The organism is Nonlabens sp. (assembly GCF_039941875.1).
GTDB lineage: Bacteria > Bacteroidota > Bacteroidia > Flavobacteriales > Flavobacteriaceae > Nonlabens.
Map to the genome: position 1 here is coordinate 60,472 of NZ_JBDVDQ010000011.1, position 22,375 is coordinate 82,846.

General features: G+C 34.5%; 12 protein-coding genes. 6 read left to right on the forward strand and 6 right to left on the reverse strand.

The genetic code is table 11. The features are described from left to right. Positions 1-13: 13 nt before the first annotated feature. The 6 genes from ABJF08_RS06760 to ABJF08_RS06785 form a co-directional block, all read right to left on the reverse strand. Positions 14-2,095: a hypothetical protein gene (locus ABJF08_RS06760; protein ID WP_348115323.1), complete on the reverse strand. Its 2,082-nt coding sequence runs from the start codon at positions 2,093-2,095 to the stop codon at positions 14-16. An 11-nt stretch (positions 2,096-2,106) separates the two neighbouring features. After that, the gene (locus ABJF08_RS06765; RefSeq protein ID WP_348115324.1) at positions 2,107-8,589 is read right to left on the reverse strand and encodes a hypothetical protein; all 6,483 of its coding nucleotides are present in this window, start codon (positions 8,587-8,589) and stop codon (positions 2,107-2,109) included. 11 nt (positions 8,590-8,600) lie between these two features. Then, positions 8,601-10,316, reverse strand: coding sequence for a hypothetical protein (locus tag ABJF08_RS06770; RefSeq protein ID WP_348115325.1), 1,716 nt, complete (start codon positions 10,314-10,316; stop codon positions 8,601-8,603). Between the two features lie 217 nt (positions 10,317-10,533). Then, positions 10,534-12,123: a protein adenylyltransferase SelO gene (locus ABJF08_RS06775; protein WP_348115326.1), complete on the reverse strand. Its 1,590-nt coding sequence runs from the start codon at positions 12,121-12,123 to the stop codon at positions 10,534-10,536. A 34-nt stretch (positions 12,124-12,157) separates the two neighbouring features. After that, entirely contained in the window at positions 12,158-12,985 is an 828-nt protein-coding gene (locus ABJF08_RS06780; protein WP_348115327.1) for an alpha/beta hydrolase, read from the reverse strand. A 107-nt stretch (positions 12,986-13,092) separates the two neighbouring features. Next, positions 13,093-13,254, reverse strand: a complete 162-nt coding sequence (locus ABJF08_RS06785) for a hypothetical protein (RefSeq protein WP_170034564.1) — start codon at positions 13,252-13,254, stop codon at positions 13,093-13,095. Positions 13,255-13,335: 81 nt separating this feature from the next. Between ABJF08_RS06785 and ABJF08_RS06790 the strand changes: the two genes are divergently transcribed. The 6 genes from ABJF08_RS06790 (at position 13,336) to ABJF08_RS06815 (ending at position 22,339) form a co-directional block, all read left to right on the forward strand. Beyond that, on the forward strand, positions 13,336-13,695 hold the full coding sequence (locus tag ABJF08_RS06790) for a hypothetical protein (protein WP_348115328.1): 360 nt from the start codon (positions 13,336-13,338) through the stop codon (positions 13,693-13,695). An 18-nt stretch (positions 13,696-13,713) separates the two neighbouring features. After that, on the forward strand, positions 13,714-14,103 hold the full coding sequence (locus ABJF08_RS06795; RefSeq protein WP_348115329.1) for a YchJ family metal-binding protein: 390 nt from the start codon (positions 13,714-13,716) through the stop codon (positions 14,101-14,103). 158 nt (positions 14,104-14,261) lie between these two features. After that, positions 14,262-17,510 carry a S41 family peptidase gene (locus ABJF08_RS06800; RefSeq protein ID WP_348115331.1) on the forward strand — a complete coding sequence of 1,083 codons (3,249 nt, stop codon included), beginning with the start codon at positions 14,262-14,264 and terminating at the stop codon, positions 17,508-17,510. A 643-nt stretch (positions 17,511-18,153) separates the two neighbouring features. Continuing rightward, entirely contained in the window at positions 18,154-20,388 is a 2,235-nt protein-coding gene (locus ABJF08_RS06805) for a response regulator (RefSeq protein ID WP_348115333.1), read from the forward strand. 322 nt (positions 20,389-20,710) lie between these two features. Then, positions 20,711-21,421 (forward strand): hypothetical protein, encoded by a 711-nt coding sequence (locus ABJF08_RS06810; RefSeq protein ID WP_348115334.1) that lies wholly within the window; start codon positions 20,711-20,713, stop codon positions 21,419-21,421. A gap of 231 nt (positions 21,422-21,652) precedes the next feature. Further along, positions 21,653-22,339, forward strand: coding sequence for a Crp/Fnr family transcriptional regulator (locus ABJF08_RS06815; protein ID WP_348115335.1), 687 nt, complete (start codon positions 21,653-21,655; stop codon positions 22,337-22,339). Positions 22,340-22,375: the final 36 nt, after the last annotated feature.

Below are 22,375 nucleotides of genomic sequence, written 5' to 3' on the forward strand. Positions count from 1 at the left end.
TAGGACTAATGTACTACTTAATGCTTACTTCTTCACTTAATTTAGATTGCCCACCATCTTTAGTAAATACTTTTACAGCATAGGTGCTTTTACCGTTCTCGCTTTCGCGAAAGCGTAACTCGAGACTTCTATCATATCGTATAAACTGGCCTTCTCTATTTTTTTTATATATAACAAAATAGGTTTCTTTATTCAGGTTCTTATAGTCCCAGTCCAGTGTTACTTCACCATTTCTACTTGTAGCTTTTAAATTTTCTACAGGAGGTCTTACACTAGAATTATAAGTTTTACCTTGTACAGGAACTGCATATTCAGATGCATTTTCACTCTCGTCGATTGCTCTCATACTATAATAATAGATTGTCCCCTTTTTTACTTTTTGATCTATGAAGTTATGTTGGTCATTTTTTAAAACTTGATACCTTTCCCATGGTGCTTTAAGATCTGTTTTACGATAAAGAATTTGTTCTTTTATGTCTATACTTTTACTCAAGGCAAAATGTAATTCGATAACATCTTGAGTAGATTTTATTTTTTTAAATACTGGAGTGGTAGGAGCAATTTTATCAGGTCTTTTGACTTTTAAAATCTCTGAAAATTCAGATGTATTGTGATTAAAATCAAGAGCTTCGACTCTATAATATATATAAGGCGTTAATGACTTTAATGTAACGGTATCTTTAAAGATAGTTTTCACTTCTACCTCAATACTATCAATACTATCAATAGATAAGAAGCCTTCTTTAATTGCAGAAAATTCATGCTCTGCAGCATTAGATCTATAAAGTCGATATCCCATTAAATCAGCTTCTGGATTTTTTTTAATATCGACAGTAACGACACCAGTAGAGTCTATTTTACCTTTAATAAATATTGGTTTACTAGGCGGTATGCTATCAATTAAAGTCACCGCTACAGGAAAAGAAGAACTTACATTATTTGCTGTATCCACTGCTTGTACTAAGTAATAGTTAGTTTTATCCATCAAGAATGATTTGTCTATAAATTTCCTTGCAGTTTGCGGTAATAATTTATCGTGTAATAAAGTAAACGTACCGTTATTTTCTTCAGATCTTGATACGGCAAAACCTTTAAAATCTCCGGCTATGGGCGCATTCATTTCCCACTCGATATGTACCTCATCAGGTAGAGCATGTTGAGGTTGTTTTAAAAAAGGCTGTTGTGGTGGCTTTTTATCTCTAGGCATTCCTGTAACCTCTGCAAACTGTACTCGTTCTCCAAAAAGAGTTTGAGCATAGAAACGATACGTATATTTTTGATAATTCACTAAACTGTCTTCATCAAACCCAGTACGTTTAGGACCGTCATAGTCACTACCTCTTATGGCGTAAATAGGGGCCTTGTTAAGTTTCACGTTTTTACCATTAATAGTACGTTCTACATCCACACCACTCAAGTCAGGATGATCTTTCCATACAAATCCTAATTCGGTATCACCTGTTTTTATGTAAACTTTATTTTTAAGTGTATTTGCATTTTTAACTGCTCTAATACTAAATGGACTAGACACTGTTTCATAGATGTTTGATGGTGTAACTAGCTTAATTCTATAATTGTAATCAACTCCATTCTCTACAGTCTTGTCCACATAAGAAAACCCTAGCCCTTTTGCTGCTTCGGCATTTTTTACAGCGGTAAGTAAAGAGATCATTAGATGAAAATCTTCAGCTGCTTTTTGATTTTTAAGTTCGCCTATGCCGTCATTGAAACTCATTGTACCACCATTATCTTCAAGTACATCGAGATAAAAATCCATAGCAAGTTCTATTTCGTTCATTTTATCTTCACTTGATGCAGCGTTCATTACTTCTAGCCACTGCGCTTCACTGTATGGTTTTGTACGACCAATTTCTACATAATTTTCGGCGCTTCCTTTTGCTCGCTCAACAATGAATCCAGATTGAAATGCAAGTTTCATGGTACTTTTTCTGTCAGGAAAAAATCTTAATTCCACGCTATTATTAATAAACCGTCCTTTGGTTTTTATTACGGTAGTTGGTATTTGTTGCGCTTTCGCGAAAGCGGAAAACAAAAATAAAAAGCTGATAAATAAGATGGTGAGATGTTTTTTCATGTCCTTGATATTTAAAATCTTGTTGTACTAGCTGCTACAGCGACCACTGGTCCTGTACTGAATGTTTTAGTGATTGTTTGAGTAACTGGAGTTCCATCGTTTTTAACCGCAGTAACCCAATTGTTTCCTACGTACTCTTTTAATGTTGCGGTTACCGTAAATTTATATTTACGATTGTCCAGTAAATCATTAATTACCGGATCAGGATCTGGTGGTAAGTCATCATAATCACTGTTAGGTGTTATGGGGTATGAGGTAAGAGTATTAGATCCAGAAACTACTGTCGCGGTAGGTAAACCAACTGCTCCCAAAGATGGAGATGATACATAAGCTGTCGCTACAGTTGCAACTCCTAAATTTCCAAAACTAGGTGCAGGCGGCATGACTACTGCAGCTACAGTAGCCGCCATTGTACTTGCTTGTTTAATATATAAATATTCACCGAGGTTATTTTGTTTTTGCGCTAAGTTTACAAATTCCCAAGCTCCTGTCGTTTCATTTTCAATTTTAAATGATTGAGTTTTTACCATTTTGAAAGTACGCATTTCTACGGTACCGTTTGATTGTTGTTCGCTGACGTCAAAGGCTACGTCTGGAGTTAAACCAAATTTTGCAATTACAGGTTGTTGTAAAGGGAAGTTAGCGCTAGGGCTTGCTTTTACATAAGTTATTAATGCATTTTGCTGTTCTGCAGCGGCATCTCCTTGTGTTACTGTTGCACCAGTACTAGCACCACCGTTGTTACAATATGTTCCATATTCAAAAGCTTGATAAAAATCAAAAGCTAAAAGATCATTAAAAAGACTTACTTCACCTTCTACAGCACCAGCTGCATATACAGGTTTAGGAAATTCTCCTGTAATCCAGGCGCCGGCCTTTATAGATGCTAAATTCAAATTCCATTTTGTACTACCGTTCTTTTTATATCTAGTTACTCTAGCGCCAGCCGTACCGTACATTCCTAGTCCTCCTTTTGCTCGGTAACCATTGATACCTAAAGGCGTGTATCCACCACAACTACCTACATACTGCATATAAGAGAGATGTAACTCTGCTCCAGCAGCGAGATCCCATCCTAGGACATGTTTCTTTTCTCCACTATCGAATTTTGTGATCTTATATTCTCCGCTTTTATCAAACATAAAACCTATACCCATGGCAAATCCTTTTCCTTGCTCTGTGTTACTGCCTACGCCACCAGATCCGGTAGTCCCAGCATAAGGGTAGTTCCCTACGGCGCTGTAATAGTTATTTTTGAACCTAGTGGTAAATCCACCTGGGAATGGAATTTTATTTCCAAACATGAGATATTCATACAAGGAAACTCCACTTACGTTCACCGTATTAAGATGATCAGGCTCACCAAATTTGAAGAACCATTCATTCTTTTTACCATCTATGTCAAGAATCAAATTCATAGGAGATGGAGTAGTGATAGGTGGTGCATTTACATTTACAGCTGCAGATAAAATAAACCTCTTATCAGGAAAATTATAACTAACACCTACTGCGCCATCTATTTTGGCTTTACTGCGATCTACAATTTTTGCTCCTACAAAGAAATCACCGGTAAATGCAATGTTGGTCATACCACCACTACCAGAAAAGGCAGCCAATAGTCCTACGTCTGCATTAAAAGTTTCTTCTTTAGGAGTGGTTGCAATTACTGCTTTTGCTCTAAAGCCTAGTTGATCATATTCTGGTGTGAATATAAAATCACTTCCATCAGGCGTCGCAATCATATTTTGAAAAGCACCACCGCCAAAACCTCTAAAGGCAATTCCTGGTAAAAATGTTATTCCTGGAGCAGGGAAAGTTGCTGCTGCCTCAACACGCCAGTATCGGTAGGGACTAGTGTGATTGTATGTGGTGTTTCCAAATTCGGCTAGTGCACTTACTTTAATACCACCAGCTTTAAACTCGGCGTCTAGTGTTCCTAAAAATCCATTTCCATACACAGGATCATTAGTCCTAAAAGCTATCATTCCATCGATCTTTACGGCAGCTAAATCTGCAGAGACTTGAATTTCATCTATGACTACACCTAATAATTCTGGATCAAAAGTTTTCCCACCACTAGACTTAGTGTCTGTAATGGCTCCTTCTATTCCTAAGGTAGATCGTCCTCCTATTTTCTTTGAGAGGTTGAAAATTAAATCAAAATTTAATTTACCGTGCATTAGTTGATTGCCAGTAGTAGGCATTTGATTAAACTTAATTTCTTCTATTGTTACTGGGAAATTTGCAGCTTTCTTTTGTGGACTCGCAAAAGCCCAATTTCCAGCATCAAAGGATAATTTATTGCTGGATAAACTACTGTCATAATCAAATCCTAGACCTTCAAAACCTAAGGCCATATTGATTTGGTCTACAGGTCCAACTGTAGCATCTTCCCAAGCAAAATCACCGTTGAGATCCATGGTAAAGGTCTTTTTATCTTTATCAAAGTAACCTGATAAGTTAGAAGTCTCATCAAGAGTAAACTGTCCACCACCGAAAAGATCATTCTGTATAGGTTGATCTGGTTCTAAAATTATTTGAAAATTGTTGTTTAAAGCTGGATCCAGTGGATTATTAAATAAAGCCGTGTAAGCAAGTGAGTTATCAATTCCATTTCCTTCATTTACAGGTATAGCAATACGACCTTCAACACCAGCTTCTACAAAGTTGCTAGATAGTATTTCTAGATAAATACGGTCTACACTAGCAACCATATCTCCAACCTCAGCACCACCAAAAGCGATAAGATTTTCTACTTCTGCAGTTAAGGTAATTCCAGTATCATCAATGATCATATCATTTATACTTACTTCTATAGGTCCACCGCTAGGAGTATTCATTTTATTAGGAGAGAATTTTACCGTCAATTCATCCATATAAAAACCTCTAAATAAATTGGTGGTTTCTCCAGCATAAATAGGAGGAAAGGACATTCCTGGCGTGTTCATGGTATCAGACATATCCATGGCAATCTCATCGGCTAGGATAATAAAATCATGTGCTCCAGAATCGGTAGGTGTGCCATTATTTGGGTCAGGAATTGTAGCAGATAATATAGATTCTTCAAGATTACCAGTAAGTACTATGCCTTCCCACGCGGTTCCAGCTCCTACTAAGTTTGCGGTAGACTTTTCTGTACCATCTATTTCGTCTACAGGAATTAACCATTCTCTTGTGAAATCTACATCCAATTCTACAGCATAGTTAGTAATTCCTGTGCTGCCCCATTCTATGAAACATCCAGGACTAGTCCCTGGCACTGGAGCTTTAAAGGTGAAGGTGATTTTATTATTGACGTTTCCTAAAGTAATATCTTCAAGTAGTTCTAGTCTCTCTGGTGGCCATACAGGAGCTGCTAGATGAAAGTCTGTATCGCAAGCTTTAAACCCTAATACTTGATCTGGATTGACATCTGGCTCAAATTGTTTGATGACTAGTAAATTAAACTCTGATTTTGTAGGTTTAAACACCATAGAACTTACTGCGATAATTTCACCACCAGGAAACTCAATTCCAAATGGAGCTTCTAACGGTGCTAGAAAAGGTTGTGCAGGTGTATACTCAACTATAGCTCCATCTGTGGTTAACCAATCTTGAATATCAGAGGCATTATCATGTCCCATTCCTACACATCCATAAGGATAAGCAGGCGCTGTATCGGCTACTATTACCGTGATTTCTCCAGAAACAAGATTTGCATCTGCGTCTACTGTAATGTCTGTGAATTCTACAGCCACGTTTGCGAGTAACCATGGGATATGTGTGATTCCAGTTCCAGAATATGGGCCATCACCTGTAATGCTGTCTACGACTATTTCAAACTCACCTTGTCCATCAACATGTTCACCTGCAAAAATACTGTCACCATCAACAATTTCTCCATCTCCCTGGACTGCGGTATTTAATTCTAACCATTCTACAGGTACAGGTAAACATTTAATTACCTCGCATGCTTGTCCATCGCTCGATGGGAATAGGGGTGTTATCGTATAGGTAACACATATTTCAGCTGGAATTTGATGATCTTCTGTATCATAAACATGAGTAAAAGGCCCAGCATTTACTATAGACTCATCATCTTCGCCCCAATTAATGTTAACTTCCATAGAGTGAGTAGAAAGGCTGTAATTACTATTACAATTCAATAAGTAATCTCTATAAGCCGTTATTCCACCAAATAAAATTTCTCGAGGTTCCTCGACAGCATCTGGTCTTAATAAGGTGAATGCAGGCTCTGTAAGCGTTGTGTCATCATCACATTCACATACTTCAACACCATTGATTGCGTCATATGCTTCATGTGGTACAGGAACTTCTTGAATAAAGTAACAATCTATGTTAGCTTCTTTATTTACAATATGAAAAGTTACGGTCACAAATTCTGCTAGTGGTTGTTCCGTATCTTCAAGCACGGTAAACATATGGGTGTTACTAGGGTCATTTATAGCATCAGGTATATGCCACTCATGTGTTACTGTTCCTGTAAAAAAATGTTCTTGATAATTATATTCTGGATGACCATCCATATTTTCCATGCCTTCAAATTGCTCACTAGTAGTCATACAATTTATAATGGATTGTAAAGCTGCTGGTGAACCAGGAATAGTGAGTGTGTGTTCTGTGCCAGCTCCATTTGCGGTATAGTCCATGGTAAGATCTGGGACGGTCACACCGCTTTTATCTAAACAGGCACATTCTTCCTCACCAGCCTTATCATTTGTGTCAGCGGCATCTTCGTTTTTAGTATATAGATCAATTAAAGCCTCAATAGTCTCATCTGGTAATGGTATACAATAGGTTTTCTGGCAAATAATGATTTCACCATCTATCTTACGTTCTGTTACATAGGTCAGACATATCTCCGTTGGAATATCAGGTCCATTCACGCAATCCAAAGAGTAATTATGAGATAAAAATGGCATAGATCCATCATCACCATAGGGATAAGGTGATACCGCTCCATTGTATCTAGGGCTACCATCTATAATTGGTTCTTCTTCATGTTCACTATCATAGCTTATAAATAATTCTATATTCGGTCTTTTATTAGTATTTCTGGAATCATAAACATAGCTATCTAATTCTTCTGTAAAATCGCTAATTCCATCTAGATATACCTTAAGAGGATAATTCTCTTCTTCTGGATCCATAACAAATTCTACAGTGTCTTCAAAATCATCTTGTGAGGGGAAATCACAGCCAGTTAATTTTTTAGATACTTGAACTTCACAACTTTCTCCGGTTTGTTTATTAATTAATTTAAAATGAACTGTTACCTCTTCAGGTGTAGGAATTTCATGGCGTTCAGGAGTTAATTGATGATCGTTGGTGTTATAATCATGCCCTACACTTGATGTATTAGGAGCTATCATTTCCATATTATGGGTGTCACAACCCCAATCGATGTAAGTAATTAATTGATGCTGGTTTAAAGAAATAGCGCCAGGATACTGTGATAAAAATTGATTTTGAACTTGTATTAATCCTTTTAACTCTATATCGGCACCATTGTCTCTATTGTCATAAGAGAAAAATAAGTCATTGCCATCTGTGAATGGATTTGGCTCACATTCCCATGGAATAGGTACTTTAGGATTTTTATTATCTCCATTTACTTGGTCATTGCTAGGTTGATCTTTATTATTACTTTTTACACCACCATTCTCTGTACCACGTATCGTAAAGACACCATAGTCTACAAAACCATTATTTCGCGTACGGAAGGTGCTACCATTATCAGTCATGGGTTTAATTCCCCATACATATTGCTGGTCTTCATCTGGTGCTTCTATATCTGTAGGCCATGTGAATTGTGTTCCAAAACTAACTTCTTCTTCTATTATAGGATAGTTCACACTAAAAGCCTGGCTAGGTGTCTGTCCAGGTTGTACCTCGCTCACAGCAATAAGATAAACCAGACCTGATCGTGCGTCTGGCATAGGTGCTAGCGGAGTCCATTTAAACATGATACTATTAATTAAAATAGGATCTATATATCTATTATCTACAGGGTCCAGTAATTCTGGCATTTGATAATCTGTGATAATCATAGGACGACATATTTCTTCTGGTCTAGTAAGTGGACTGCCCTGTTCATCTAATAATTGAATACAAAATGTATAACTACCAGGCGGTAACATTCCTGTTCTCGTTACTTGATCATTAAAACTACTGTCATTAAAAACTAGCGCGTTGTAAGGTATAATCTCATCAGCAAGAAATGTTTCTGTGCCAAAATCTGCCTCCATCATTGGCACATTATTATTGGTTTCAACTACTTGATTTCCGTCTACAGATAAGGTCACTTTAATGCGATAACGTATAATATCCATCTGGCTGGTGTTAGTAACCGTTAGAATAGCGAGATCATTTCTATTCATCCATTCGCTTATCTCTGGAGTAGGGTTAGAATCTACATTTAAAGTGGCTTGTAGCTGCGCATGTCCTACCATAACTTGTAGTAGTAGCATGCATAAAATAAAAACTCTTTTCATAATTCAGTTTTTTAAAATCGTTGTTGTACAGAAAACTGTACTCTATTTTGGTCTAGCGTGGCATTAGGTCTAGAAGTACCATAGTTGAAATAGGAATATCTGGATTGTAATTTTAAGGTCAATTTCTTGGTCCATTTATAGGCTATTTTAGCATTTAAACTGGTTCTATAATTGGTGGTAAAACCAGTCATATCTATATGTGCTATATTTAACCCTAGAGATGGTGTTAACTTTTTATCTAACAGTTTATAGCTACCAGTAATTCCATAGTTAAGCATGTTGAAGTCTCCGGTAGGTATTTGGTTTTCTAGGTAAATGGCTTGGGCACCTATCTGAAGTGGCATTTTTAAAAAAGCTAGATTATAATTTAAGGAGTAGGTGGAGTTTTCCGCTTTCGCGAAAGCGTTACTAACCACATCAAATTGCTCAAAACTACTCAAAGCGATATTTCCAGCGATGAGGTGGTTGTACTTCTCATTTTTCCAAGTGTAAACCGGTGATACAGTAATGGAATTATTTATCAACTCTATGCGCTGATTGAGAATACTGGCATCGTTATTAAAGCCAAAATTGCTGTAATTTAAGTTGATGGAAAAGCCCTCTGTAACTTGTGCAAAAAGATTTGCGTTAGTAATCACACGTTCTGAAGAAGATAGTTTTGTATCATTAAGATTATTAGTACGTATCCCAAAACTACCAGTAAGATTTACCTTTTTCTTAAATAAATTTAACCCAGTATTGATTTTGTAATCTAGAATGTCACGTTCTATAAAACGATATCCTACAGGTAAAAATCCTGGTCCTACATATTTAACCTCACCACCTAGTTGAAAGGTGTCTACCTGCCAGTCTATTCTAGAATTGTGCGCAAAGTCTGCCGTAGAACTAGCGTTTATGGAGATGTAATCACTAAGATCATTTATAAATTCAGAATCTATAATACCTGTATTTAATAAATCGCTGGTGTAGATAGAACCTGCAGTTTCTGTGCTGATTTTTAACTTCTCAAATATTTTAAATTCAGCATAAGGTGATATGGTAAAACCCTCGATAGGGTCCACACCTATGGGTGTTGTATTTACCGATGTAACATCATCTTCTATTTTCACCACATTTATAGTAAACTTAGATCCTTCTAGTTTTCCTACGCCTATACGTGCGGCAACTATATTTTGCTCATAAGCACCAGGTATATTAAGTGTAATGTTAGGCTCTATGGCACGCTGCGATTTACCAAAAGTAGCCGACAGTATAAATTTACCTGGATTAATTTCTATACCTGCGCCAAAAATAGGAATGTCACCTGTAGATAATGTAGAATACAGAGGTGTCTGCGTACCTATAAAAGCCTGTGCCCATTTATACTTTGGATTTATACTGATGTTATTTGCAGGATTTTGTAAATAATCTAGCGCACTTTCTTCTGGTAGACTGGGTAGGTTGTAAAGCACTTTTTGATTAGTCACATTTACACTTAATGGTATACTGAAATGTTCCCCTAATTGTAAGTTGACTTGAGCATTAAGACGCAGTAAATTTTCAGGATATCTAGGCCTAAAAGAGGAGTAGTTATTCTCATAAAAATAATAGTAGTCATAGAAAAAACCAATGCTACCACTTACTTGCACTGGCGATTTTTCTTTCTTTTCTTCTTGAGCATAACTTGAATAAGCCCAACTAAAGAAGAAGATCAACATGCATAAAAACCTTATAGATTTCTTTTCCATAAATTAAATTTTATGGGTTACATGATACATCGTCAGTAGTACTGAACTAGTAATAAATAACTAGTTAACCCTTAAATTATAGAGCTAATTTGAGGATATGTTAAGGAAATCTAAACAGGGATTATGTCAAGGGTGTGGTTCATGGCATGAAAATACCATCTCGTTAGATGAAGGAGAATGAGGAGATGTCAATAACAGAAATCTAAGTTTATTTATCTTAACTACTACAACTCAATTTACTACAACCTACCTTAGAACGTGCCCATTCTGGTCTTAAAGCATACCATTTACTGTATTCTGGCTGCTCTTTATATGGATTTTGTAACATGGTGTACACATCGTTAAGTAACTGGTAATCTCCCTTTTCAGCATCTTCTATAACTAATTGAGAGATGTAGTTTCTCAATACGTACTTTGGGTTGATGGCATTCATTTTTTGTGTTCTCGCTTTCGCGAAAGCGGAACTCTCATCAACACTTTTCTCCATATCTAACTGCAGTCTAGCCACATAATCTGTTAACCATGCCAGCCAAGTGTCTTTATGTAAGTCAGATAGATCTTCATTATTATAAAAAGCTGCAGAAATTATTGCAAAGGCATTTTCTATAGAGGTTTCTGTATTAATCTTACTTAGCTCTCTATAAAAAATAGTCATGTCAGTCTCATGTAAGTGTAGATTCTCTTCTAAAGACTGTATCAAGTCGCGATCATGATTATTAGCATGATAAACGCCTATTTTATCCATCATTAATTCCAAGTATTGCACTTGATAATTAGTCTTATAGCTGTCTAGAATTTCTTGTAAAGGCGTAGCGTCTTCAATTAAAGGAAACAGAGAATTTGCTAGTTGTAACAGATTCCATAAGCCCATTTCTGGCTGTGCACCATATCTATATCTTTTAAACTGATTATCTGTAGTGTTAGGTGTCCAGCCATGATCATAAGGTTCTAACCATCCATAAGGTCCATAATCTATGGTGAGTCCTAGGATGGACATGTTATCTGTATTCATAACTCCATGTACAAATCCTACACGCTGCCAGTGCATGATCATCTCTAGAGTACGGTCTGTAACCTCTTTAAAGAATTGTAAATATGCATCTCTACCGGTAGATTTAATATCAGTAAAAAAAGTAGCGATGGTATAATCGGTTAGTTTTTTAAGTAAATCGTTATCGCTTTGAGCTGCGGCGAGCTCAAAATTACCGAACCGTATGAAACTGGGTGCCACACGACATACTATCGCGCCTTTTTCATAAGCTGCATTACCATCGTAAAGCATATCGCGCAATACTTCTTCACCACTTAAAGAAAGTGATAACGATCGAGTAGTAGGTATACCTAAATGATGCATAGCCTCACTGCAAAGGTGTTCTCTAATACTAGATCTAAGAACGGCAAGTCCATCGCCACGACGAGAATAAGGTGTCGGTCCAGCACCTTTTAATTGAAAAGCCCAACGGTCTTCATTATGTATTATTTCAAAGAGATTAATAGCACGACCATCACCTAACTGTCCAGCCCAATTACCAAATTGATGCCCAGCATAAGCCATAGCATACGGCTTTGTATTAGGGTATGGATGTTGCCCAGTAAATAATTTAAGAAATTCTCGCGACTGTATTTGTTCTTCTGTAAAGCCTAATTTTGTTGCTAGTTTTGATATATGAATAAAACTACTTTCAGGAAATTTTAAAGGAGTCGCTAGAGAATAAGCTGCATTGTTTACCTGACGAGTATAATTGTCTTCTATAGGATCTTTAGGCAGTGAGTTGTAAAAGCTATTTGAAATTTCTAGATCAATCATAATGTAAAAGTACTACCTGCTGGATGGATTTAATTTATTTCTTCATGAAATCTACTATCTCGTCTATCATGTCATTCCATGGAAAAAACATTTGTATCACCATAGCAGAATGTTTTTTATCCAAATAATTAATATGTGCCTCGGGCTGGTAATCTTCTAGTTTCTCAAGAAACAACTCATTACCTTCTAAAATAGAAGGATAAGTCTTTGTACCGTTATATATTTTAATTTCTGGTGTAGTCTCATTTATATAATAGTAAGGAGAGGCTTCTTTCCATGTTTCAGGATTGAGAGTCCAAGTACTTATATAATCGTCTTTTTCTGTAGGTTTATTTTCTAAAAAATAGGTGTACATATCTAGACCAGCAGCATCATTAAGTATAATGCCTTTTATAAGGTTAGGTTCTATTTGGTATTTTTTATTCATTACCGCAAGCGCACCTAAATGTCCACCTGCGCTGTGACCAGTTATATAAATCTGGTTAGGGTCTCCAGAATAGTCTTTAATGTTTTCTTGTGTCCATTTAATAGCCTGCGCTATTTGTACCGTCATGTCATCATAACTAGCGACAGGACTTTTAGTATAATCAGGTATTACTACAGTAACATCATTGGCTGCAAAGTTGCGACCTATACGGTTATAAATTTCTTTTTTACCACTGTTCCAGTTACCACCATAGACAAAAATTAATACAGGTTGTAAAGAGTCTGCAGGTTTTCTCTTAGAAAAAACATTTAAAGTAGGTGCAGGTGTTTCTTTTATTTGCGGTGCTTTATAATCTAAGTTCTTAAACTTTTTTACAGAGCAACTGCTTAGCAATAGGCTGGTAGATAAAAACAAAAAGAAATTTTTTAATGACATTTAAATAGAGGATTAAAACTACTCAAAATTAGAACAGTTTTAGCTCACTAATTGATAAAAAGAAGTTATTAAAAGAGATGAAACAGTTCATTTATCTTAATTAAATACTATTTTTCTTCTTGACTGGCTTTTTGAGCCGCTTTTGTAATAGCCTTAAGTCTGGCCTTACGGTCTTCTTTTTCTTTGCGTTTTTTGTTCTTTACACGTTCTACTAGAACACTGTGCTTTCCTTTATTTTTTGTGTTCTTTTCTCTTCCTTTCTTAGCCATGGTCATTTAATATAGTTGCAAAGGTAGTTGTTATAGATGTCAAAGCGATAGAACTTACATTTGCATTAAAAACAGAAAAGCATGACTGTAGGAGATCTAGCAGGAAATTACACTATAAAAGGTCATAATCAAGACGCTTTAAAGAGCAGTTATGAAGGAGAACTTACATTGTCTATCGATTCTAATAACAGAATTATCGCGCAATGGCGCATAAGCGGTAACCAATTGCAACAAGGAACAGGCTTTTTTAAAGATCAAATACTCGTGATAAATTTTAATTATAAAGGAGAAGATGCTACTATTTTTAAAGGAGTAGTGGTTTATAAATGTCTGTCTACAGATTTATTAGACGGCTTCTGGTCAGAGAAGCATGGAGATCCTGAGTTTTTAGGAATGGAACAGGCTTATAGAATACGTGAGAATAAAGACTTACTTAATTAAAAGTAAAAAGCAAATAACATGAAATGTCCTTGTAACCCAGAAAAATTTTATAAAGACTGTTGTAAAAAAGTACATCAGGATATTTTTAAAGCAACAACAGCTCAAGAGTTGATGAGGTCTAGATATAGCGCCTTTGTTCTCGGTAATATAGATTATTTAAGCAAGAGTCATCACAGCAGTACGAGACCATCAAAGAGAGATGATAAGGAAACTGAACGATGGACCAGAACTGTAGAATGGGTAAAACTAGACGTCATTAATCATACTGCAGGAACGGCAAGTGACGCTATAGGGACTGTTTATTTTAAAGCATTTTTCATAGAAAATGGAAGTGTGCAGATTATAGAAGAAAACTCTCGTTTTTGTAAGGAAAATGAGCACTGGGTTTATCTCGATACTCAGGGCTAGAATAGTAGAATGATAATTGATTTTAATTACGCTTTCGCGAAAGCGGAACACGTATCCCACTTTTAATATTTTATTCAATTGTAAAGTGTAACTTTTTAATCTAGATCGAGTCTATTAGAGTAACTAATGACATCATTCCAAACCAATAATTTAAATTTATGAAATCCATTTTTACTTGGGTATTGCTATTTACTGTAATAGCAGTTCACGCACAACAAGATGCAGGATGGCTGCGTCACAATACCATATCACCAGATGGTTCTCAAATCGTTTTTACTTATAAAGGAGATTTATATAAGGTAGGCTCTCAAGGAGGAGATGCGCAGCAGTTAACCTTTCATGAGGCGCATGATTACCAGGCGGTATGGAGTAAAGACGGTTCTCAAATAGCGTTTGCGTCTAACCGTTATGGTAATTTTGACATCTATGTAATGAGTGCAAATGGAGGTGCTGCGACTAGACTTACCTATCATTCTACAGACGAGCAACCGTTTACTTTTTCTCATGACGATAAAGAGGTTCTATTCGGTGCGGTGCGTATGGATGCCGTAAATCACAGACAGTATCCTACAGGATCACAACCAGAAGTTTACAAAGTGCCAGTTACTGGAGGTAGAGTAGATCAAGTATTTACTATTCCTGCAGAATTTTTAAACATGAGCAAAGACGGTAAAACGATTTTATACCATGACAAAAAAGGTGGTGAGAATATATGGAGAAAACACCAAGAGTCGAGTATTGCTAGAGATATATGGAGTTATGATGTTGTAACTAACACGCATAAAATGCTTACTGGCTATAAAGGAGAAGATAGAATGCCGGTCTTTAATGATACTGAAGACGCGTTTTATTATTTAAGCGAAAGCAGCGGTAATTTTAACATCTTTAAAGTATATCTGGCAGATAATTCTAAAAGAGAGCAGTTGACATCATTTGATTTACATCCGGTGCGTTTTCTCTCTTATGGTAATGGAATTTTGAGTTTCAGTCAAGATGGTAAACTTTATACTATGAAAGAAGGAGAAGCTCCTAAAAAACTTCAAGTAAATATTACTACACAAGCCATAAGTAATAGCGATAAATTTATATCTATTAATGGTGGTGTGAGTGAAATGGAAGTGTCACCAGATGGTAAAGAAATTGCTTTTATAGCTAGAGGAGAAGTTTTTGTAACCTCTGTAGAAGAGTCTTTTACTAAGAGAATTACTAACACGCCAGAGGCAGAAAGTTTTGTAACCTGGGGACCAGATGGTAAATCAATAGTTTACAGTAGTGAGCGCAATGGTAAATGGAGTATCTATAAAACAGAAAAAACGCGTAAAGAAGAACCATTTTTCTTTGCTTCTACACTAATAAAGGAAACCGCTGTACTAGAAAATGGCAAGGATAATTATCTAGCAAAATACTCACCAGATGGTAAGAAACTTGCTTTTATAGAAGATCGACGTACTCTTAAAATAAAAGATGTAAAAAGTGGTGATGAGGTTACTCTAATGACACCTAAAGATTTATTCCATATGAGAGATGGAGATAAAAATTTTACTTGGAGTCCAGATAGTAAGTGGCTGCTTATGGATTGGGGTTTATCGCTTAACAATAGTGAGGTGCTTTTACTCGCGGCAGATGGGTCTAAAAGAGTAAACCTTAATGAGAGTGGTTATTATGATTCTAGCCCACAATGGGTGAATGGTGGTAAGCAAATGATATGGTTTTCTAATCGTGATGGTTTAAAATCTTATGCGACTAGCGGTTCTTCTCAAAGCGATGTGTATAGTATGTTTTTTACACAAGAAGCGTGGGATGAGTTCAACTTAAGCAAAGAAGAATATGCACTTCAAAAAGAAATAAAGAAACTTTCTGACGACTCAAAGAAAGAAGATGACGATAAGAAAAAAGATAAGAAGAAGAAAAAAGGAGATAAAGGGAAAAAGAAGGATACTATAAAGAATCTAGAATTTGACTGGGATGAGATGAAGGATAGAACAAAACGTTTTACTATTCACTCTTCTAGCCTCAGAGATGCGATACTATCTAAAGACGGTAGCAAATTGTACTACCTAACTAGGTTTGAAGGTAAATTAAACCTATGGATGACAGACCTGCGAACTAAGGAAACTAAGATGGCGATAAAACTTAACGCCTCTTCTGGTAGTTTACAATGGGATAAAGAACAGAAAAACCTGTTTCTATTGAGTAGTGGGCGTATTTCTAAAATAGATCTAGGTAAAAATAAAAAAACAGGAGTAAAAATATCTGGAGAGATGGAATATGATGCCGTTGCAGAGCGTCAGGCCATGTTTAATCATGTATGGATACGTACTAATGCTATTTTTTATCATCCAGATTTTCATGGTATAGACTGGGATTTAATGAAAAAAGAATACGGTAAGCATTTACCATATGTAGGTAATAGTCATGAGTTTACAGAACTACTGTCAGAAATGCTAGGAGAACTTAATGTCTCTCATGCAGGCGCTGGTGGTGCGAGTATCGCTATGAAGAATAAAGATGCTACTGCCTCATTAGGTATTTTCATGGATTATGATCATAAAACAGATGGTATTCTGATAACTGAAGTAATAAAAGGTGGTCCACTAGATAAGTCTGGTTTTGATATTAAACCAGGAATGATCATTGAAAAAATAGATGGCGAGACAGTAAGGGCTAATAAAGATATAGCACAGTATTTAAACCGTAAATCAGGAAAATTTACGTTATTAGAAATTAACGATCCTGAGAGTAAAAAGAATAAGACTATTACGGTAAAACCTATAAGTCTAGGTGCTCAAAATGGTCTTCTTTATAAAAGATGGGTAAAACAAAATGAAGAAGAAGTTACTAAGAAAAGTAATGGGCAACTAGGTTATGTACATATTCCAGGTATGGGTGATGGACCTTATCGCGACATCTATGAAAAGATGATGGGTAAATACTTTGACCGCAAAGCGATGATTATTGATACTCGTTTTAATGGTGGTGGTGACCTCGTTGCAGACCTTGCCATGTTCTTTACGGGCACACCATTTATTACCTACGAGACAGAGGACAAAGTAGTGGGAGGAGAGCCTACTTCTAGATGGGTTAAACCTACACTAGCGATGATTAATGAGGCTCAATATAGTGATGGACATTGTTTTGCTTGTGGTTATACAGATCTTAAAATAGGTAAAACAGTAGGTATGCCTACACCAGGAACTTGTAGTTTTGCAGGTTGGGAAGGTTTACCGGACGGTTCTTATTGGGGAGTGGTACCTATAAGTGCAAAGGATATTAATGGAAACTGGATGGAAAACAACCAGACAGATCCTTTAATTACGGTTAAGAATATGCCTGGTAAGATCGATAATGGTATCGATCAACAATTAGATCGAGCTATTTTAGAATTATTGAAAGATGTAAAAGAATAAAATAGACTCACATATTTTTAGACGGCTGTAAAATTTATTTACAGCCGTTTTATTGTCTGCTAATTTAAGGGTGATTAATTTTTATATAAATGCATGTTATAAAATGAGCGTTCTAGAATGTAGTTACTGTTTTATGAGTTAGAAAATTGTCTCAAAAAAAAATAAATTAAGTTTTTTCTTAATAATATTTATTATAAAAATTATTTCAAATATTCTTATCTTCACAATCCCCTAAATGATCATCTTATTTCTAGTAATATAGAAGTAAGAAAGTTATTTAGGGTTTTTTGTTTTTACGCTTTCGCGAAAGCGTGATTATAATAAGAGGCGATCTTTATTTAAAAACTGAAGAAGCAATCTAGGTTAGATTTTTTTTGTATTATATATGTTTTTTTTAACATATTAATTCTGTTTTTAGGTAAAAAAAGGACTTTTAATAATGTATAGCTAGAAATAGTGTCGTTTAAGTGTCAATTTATTAATTTTAAATTTTAGTTTAAAACGTTGATATAAAGAGTGTTGATTTTTTTAAATGTGTTTTTAATTAACATTCTTTTTATAATGCATTTAATTGTTAATTTATCACTTAATTAATAGTAGCTTAGGTGAGTAAGTTTTTAATTTTTAATTTATTAATTTAAAAATGAGGATAATCCTTTATTTTATTACTTTTTTCTTAGTTCTATTTAAAGTAAGCAATTCTACTGCTCAATACTCTGATAACCTACATCCGTACGCTCAAGGGTACAAAGTAAGTTCTAATTTTAATCAGAAAGAATTAGATTCAGTCACTAAAGTATTAAGTAATTATTTTAATGATGGAGTCTATGAAAAAATACTTCAAGAAACACCAGATTTAATTGCAAATGCAAAAGAAATAGATTCTTATGAAACAGAATTAAAATTGCGCAATTTATTAGGTAATGCCTTTGTTAGATTAGACGATCTAGAAAGGGCAGATGTGTTTTTTTCTCAAGCACTTGCACTTGCAGAAAAGAAACACGATACACTAGGTTTAGTAACCATGTATGTTAATTTAGGTAATACTTATTTTACAGAAGATAGGAGCAAAGCCGCTGGCTATTTTAAAAAAGGATTAGATTATAAATATAAGGGTAGTAATTCTGTCCAACTCAATTTTATTATTAATCATAATCTAGCAGAGTTATATTTAGGTCTAGACAACGTAGAACTAACTAAACATTTTCTAGAAAAGATAGAAGATCAAATCGATCTGAAAGAAATGGATAATCGTCGCAATACTTTTATAGGCACTACAACTTATATTAAGGCTGGTCTAGCTTTATTAGAAAATAAACCTCAAGAGTCCATCGGTCTTACATTAGAATCTCTCAAGTATCAACAATATATTGATGAGAATTATAAATTTGGAAACTATAAGCATTTAATGGCAGGTTACGAAGCTGTTAAAGATTATAAGAAACTAAATGAAGTGCATAAAGTTTATGATTCTTTAAAAGATCTAAGAAATGAGAAGGAAACGGTTAAACAACAGCAAATAGCGAGAGTAGAACTTCATTTAGATAACGTAGTTCAAGATTTAAGAGAATCTCAATTAGAAAATCAACTAGTTACTCAAAAAGCATCGGTAGGTAAAATGTTTTTATTGTTTTTTATAGTTGTTGCAGCTTTACTTTTATTAGTAGCTATTTTACTTTTAAAAGCAAAAAATAAAAGAGACAGACTGGTAAAAGGTTTAATTACAAAAAATAAACAATATTTAGAAGCTAAAGAAAAGTCAGAAAAGCTAGCTAATAGTAATACGAGATTCTTATCTACTATTAGTCATGAATTGCGCACTCCGCTTTATGGCATTGTTGGCTTATCTGCTACCTTTTTAAAGGACCCTAGACTAGCAGATTTTAAAACTGAATTTAAGTCGTTAAAATTTTCTGCAGATTATTTACTTGCTCTAGTTAATGATGTGCTTCACATTAATAAATTCTCCTCTAAAGAAGGACATAGATTAACAGAGGTTCATTTTAATCTATCTATTTTATTAAATAATATTATACAAACGTTTACTTTCTTAAATGAAAAACATAATAATATAATTACAAAGTCTTTAGATCCAGAAATACCAACATTGTTATATGGTGACCAAACTAAACTATCTCAGGTACTTATGAATTTGATGAGTAATGCTAGTAAGTTTACAGAAGACGGCTTTATATCATTAACGGTAGTTAAAAAGGAGTGTTTAAAAGATAATTTAAAATTATACTTTGAAGTAAAAGATTCCGGTAAAGGCATACATCCAGATCATCAAAAAGGAGTTTTTGAAGAGTTTACACAAGTCAAAGATTCTTTTGATGAGGAGGTAACTGGAACAGGTTTAGGTTTACCCATTGTTAATAAAATATTAAGCATATTAGGAACTTCACTAGAAATGAATAGTGTTTATAATGTAGGAACTACATTCTCCTTTATACTAGATGTTAAAGTAGGTTGTTTAGAAGGCATTAAAAAAGATGTTAGATCTACAGATATTAAATCGCTAGAAGGTAAAAGGGTGTTGATAGTAGATGATAATAAGATAAATCAACTAGTAACTCAAAAAGTATTAGAACAACATGGTTTGGTTCACCTTACGGCTAGTAATGGAAAAGAGGCTGTGGATATTGTGGAGAAAGAAATCTTTGATTTTATTCTTATGGATATAAACATGCCAGTCATGAATGGTATAGAAGCAACTCGAAGAATAAGAGAGTTTGATGTAGAGACACCTATAATAGCTCTTACTGCTACTAATTTTGTTGATCCAGAGAAAGAGGTGTACTGTCATGGTGTGAACTCCATTATTGTAAAACCTTATGACACAGAACATTTATTGCAAGCTTTATTGCAAGAGATGTAATTAATTTTAGGATTTTTAATATTTTCAGATAAGTCGGTTTTTTAGATCTAATTTACTCTTCAAGTACCTTAAAAAAATCGTTTTATTTTTTTAATATGAGTATTATTACTTGACCATTTAACGACTGATTACTTTTGGTCGGATTTTTATTTTAACAATCGTTAATTATAGTGTGTAATTCATAATCAAACTTGGTTTTATTGTCTTGTTTATTTAAAATTGTATCGATATTATGTATTTAATCGTTTTAATTAGGTTTTAATCTAATTAATGTAAATACCTATCTAAAATATCTTTTTTGTCATAAACCAATTCAACTATCATGAAAACTATAACAATATTCTCGATTTTATTCATTGTAACTTTATTTTGTAATGCACAAGTAGGAATCAATACAGAAGTACCTAAAGCAACCCTAGATATAGGAGTTGCAAATCCTGCTGCACCAGAAAATACGGACGGTATATTAGTACCTCGTATAGATGCTTTTCCACTTGTTGATCCTACTAGTGATCAAGACGGTATGTTAGTGTATTTGACAACTACAGCAGATAGTAATCCTCCTGGGTTTTATTTTTGGAGTGGTTCTTCATCCAATTGGTCTAAAGTTATGGTTGAGAACAGTACCATGCTTTGTGGTAAATCAGGAGGATCGATAGGAATAGTTAATACGGTTTTCAATTTCCCAGATTTAAAATTCAACAATATTCTAGGGTCTTATTTTGTAGGTGATAAATTGCATTTGCCGCCAGGTAATTACGAGATAGAATCTAAGCTTAGTACAACTCCTAACTTATTATTAGGCTGGGATGTTCGTGTAGATGGTATAGTTTGTCCTACTTCTATAGCTGGGTCGGCAAATACTATATCCTTAGGACTGGGTTTAGGAGTAGTTGTTACTGGAGTGAATACACAGTCTGCTATAGTTACAATAACCGATGCTTCTGAAGAAATAGACTTTGTAATAACTAGTGGTGTTGCTGTGGGAGGTTTACTTTCTGACAGTAGTTACCTAAAAATAACCAAACTTTAATTAGATTTTTTTTGCTTTTAAGAGTCTCATTTTGAAAGGTTGTTCAAACTTTTTTAAAATGAGACTTTTAAATTTTACAAATCTTTTTAATTTCTTAAGTTATTTGGGTATTTCGTAAATAAATGGACCATAAATTAATTAGAATGTCGTGTGAAGTAAGAATAGGGTTTATACTACACCTAATTCATTAATAATTAGTTTAATTTTATTTTATAACATAAAATATCGATTTTGAATAGGTTTACAAAGTATTGGTTTTTAGAAGGGTTTAATTTATTTAGTAAATTAAGTAAGACTTCGATGATGCAGTTGAGTGGTATTCTTGAAATGGAGAATATAGATAAAGGGGCGCGTATAGAATTTGATAAGTTAAATAAGAACTGTATTTTTTTTCTCAAAAAAGGCACTGTTAAAATAGTAGATGGTTCTTCTGGTAATGTAAAATGTATTGTAAAACGTGGTAATATTTTCGGTGAGTTATCATTGTTTGAAGAAGGTAAGACGATTAAAGAAGTAGCTTATGCTTTAGAAGAGTCCATTATATGTTTTATTGATTCTGATATAATGCAGGAGTTAATGGAAAAACATTCATCTCTCAAGAATGGATTGATAAAGATTCAAGGACTGCGAATAAAAAAACTAGAAACACGTTTAGGTGATCTATTATATAAAGACAGTTCCACCAGAATAAAGGAATTTGTTTTTTATTATATAAAGGAATTTGGTGAGGAAAATAATGACGGTTCGTTTACTGCAAAAAACTTATTGTCACATAAAGATATATCAAATTTAACTAGTACATCCAGACAGACGGTAAGTAATGTTATGAGTACTATGAGAAAGGATCAATTGATCGATTATAACTCAAAACAAATATCAACGGTCAGTAATTCAATAAAAGCTTCTGTAGGCTTTTAACTTGATGATAATTTTATTTTAAATTAATAACTCTTC

Coding starts and splice junctions, on each gene's coding strand:
- ABJF08_RS06760 (WP_348115323.1), bottom strand. CDS start 2,095: ATGAAAAAACATCTCACCATCTTATTTATCAGCTTTTTATTTTTGTTT.
- ABJF08_RS06765 (WP_348115324.1), bottom strand. CDS start 8,589: ATGAAAAGAGTTTTTATTTTATGCATGCTACTACTACAAGTTATGGTA.
- ABJF08_RS06770 (WP_348115325.1), bottom strand. CDS start 10,316: ATGGAAAAGAAATCTATAAGGTTTTTATGCATGTTGATCTTCTTCTTT.
- ABJF08_RS06775 (WP_348115326.1), bottom strand. CDS start 12,123: ATGATTGATCTAGAAATTTCAAATAGCTTTTACAACTCACTGCCTAAA.
- ABJF08_RS06780 (WP_348115327.1), bottom strand. CDS start 12,985: ATGTCATTAAAAAATTTCTTTTTGTTTTTATCTACCAGCCTATTGCTA.
- ABJF08_RS06785 (WP_170034564.1), bottom strand. CDS start 13,254: ATGGCTAAGAAAGGAAGAGAAAAGAACACAAAAAATAAAGGAAAGCAC.
- ABJF08_RS06790 (WP_348115328.1), top strand. CDS start 13,336: ATGACTGTAGGAGATCTAGCAGGAAATTACACTATAAAAGGTCATAAT.
- ABJF08_RS06795 (WP_348115329.1), top strand. CDS start 13,714: ATGAAATGTCCTTGTAACCCAGAAAAATTTTATAAAGACTGTTGTAAA.
- ABJF08_RS06800 (WP_348115331.1), top strand. CDS start 14,262: ATGAAATCCATTTTTACTTGGGTATTGCTATTTACTGTAATAGCAGTT.
- ABJF08_RS06805 (WP_348115333.1), top strand. CDS start 18,154: ATGAGGATAATCCTTTATTTTATTACTTTTTTCTTAGTTCTATTTAAA.
- ABJF08_RS06810 (WP_348115334.1), top strand. CDS start 20,711: ATGAAAACTATAACAATATTCTCGATTTTATTCATTGTAACTTTATTT.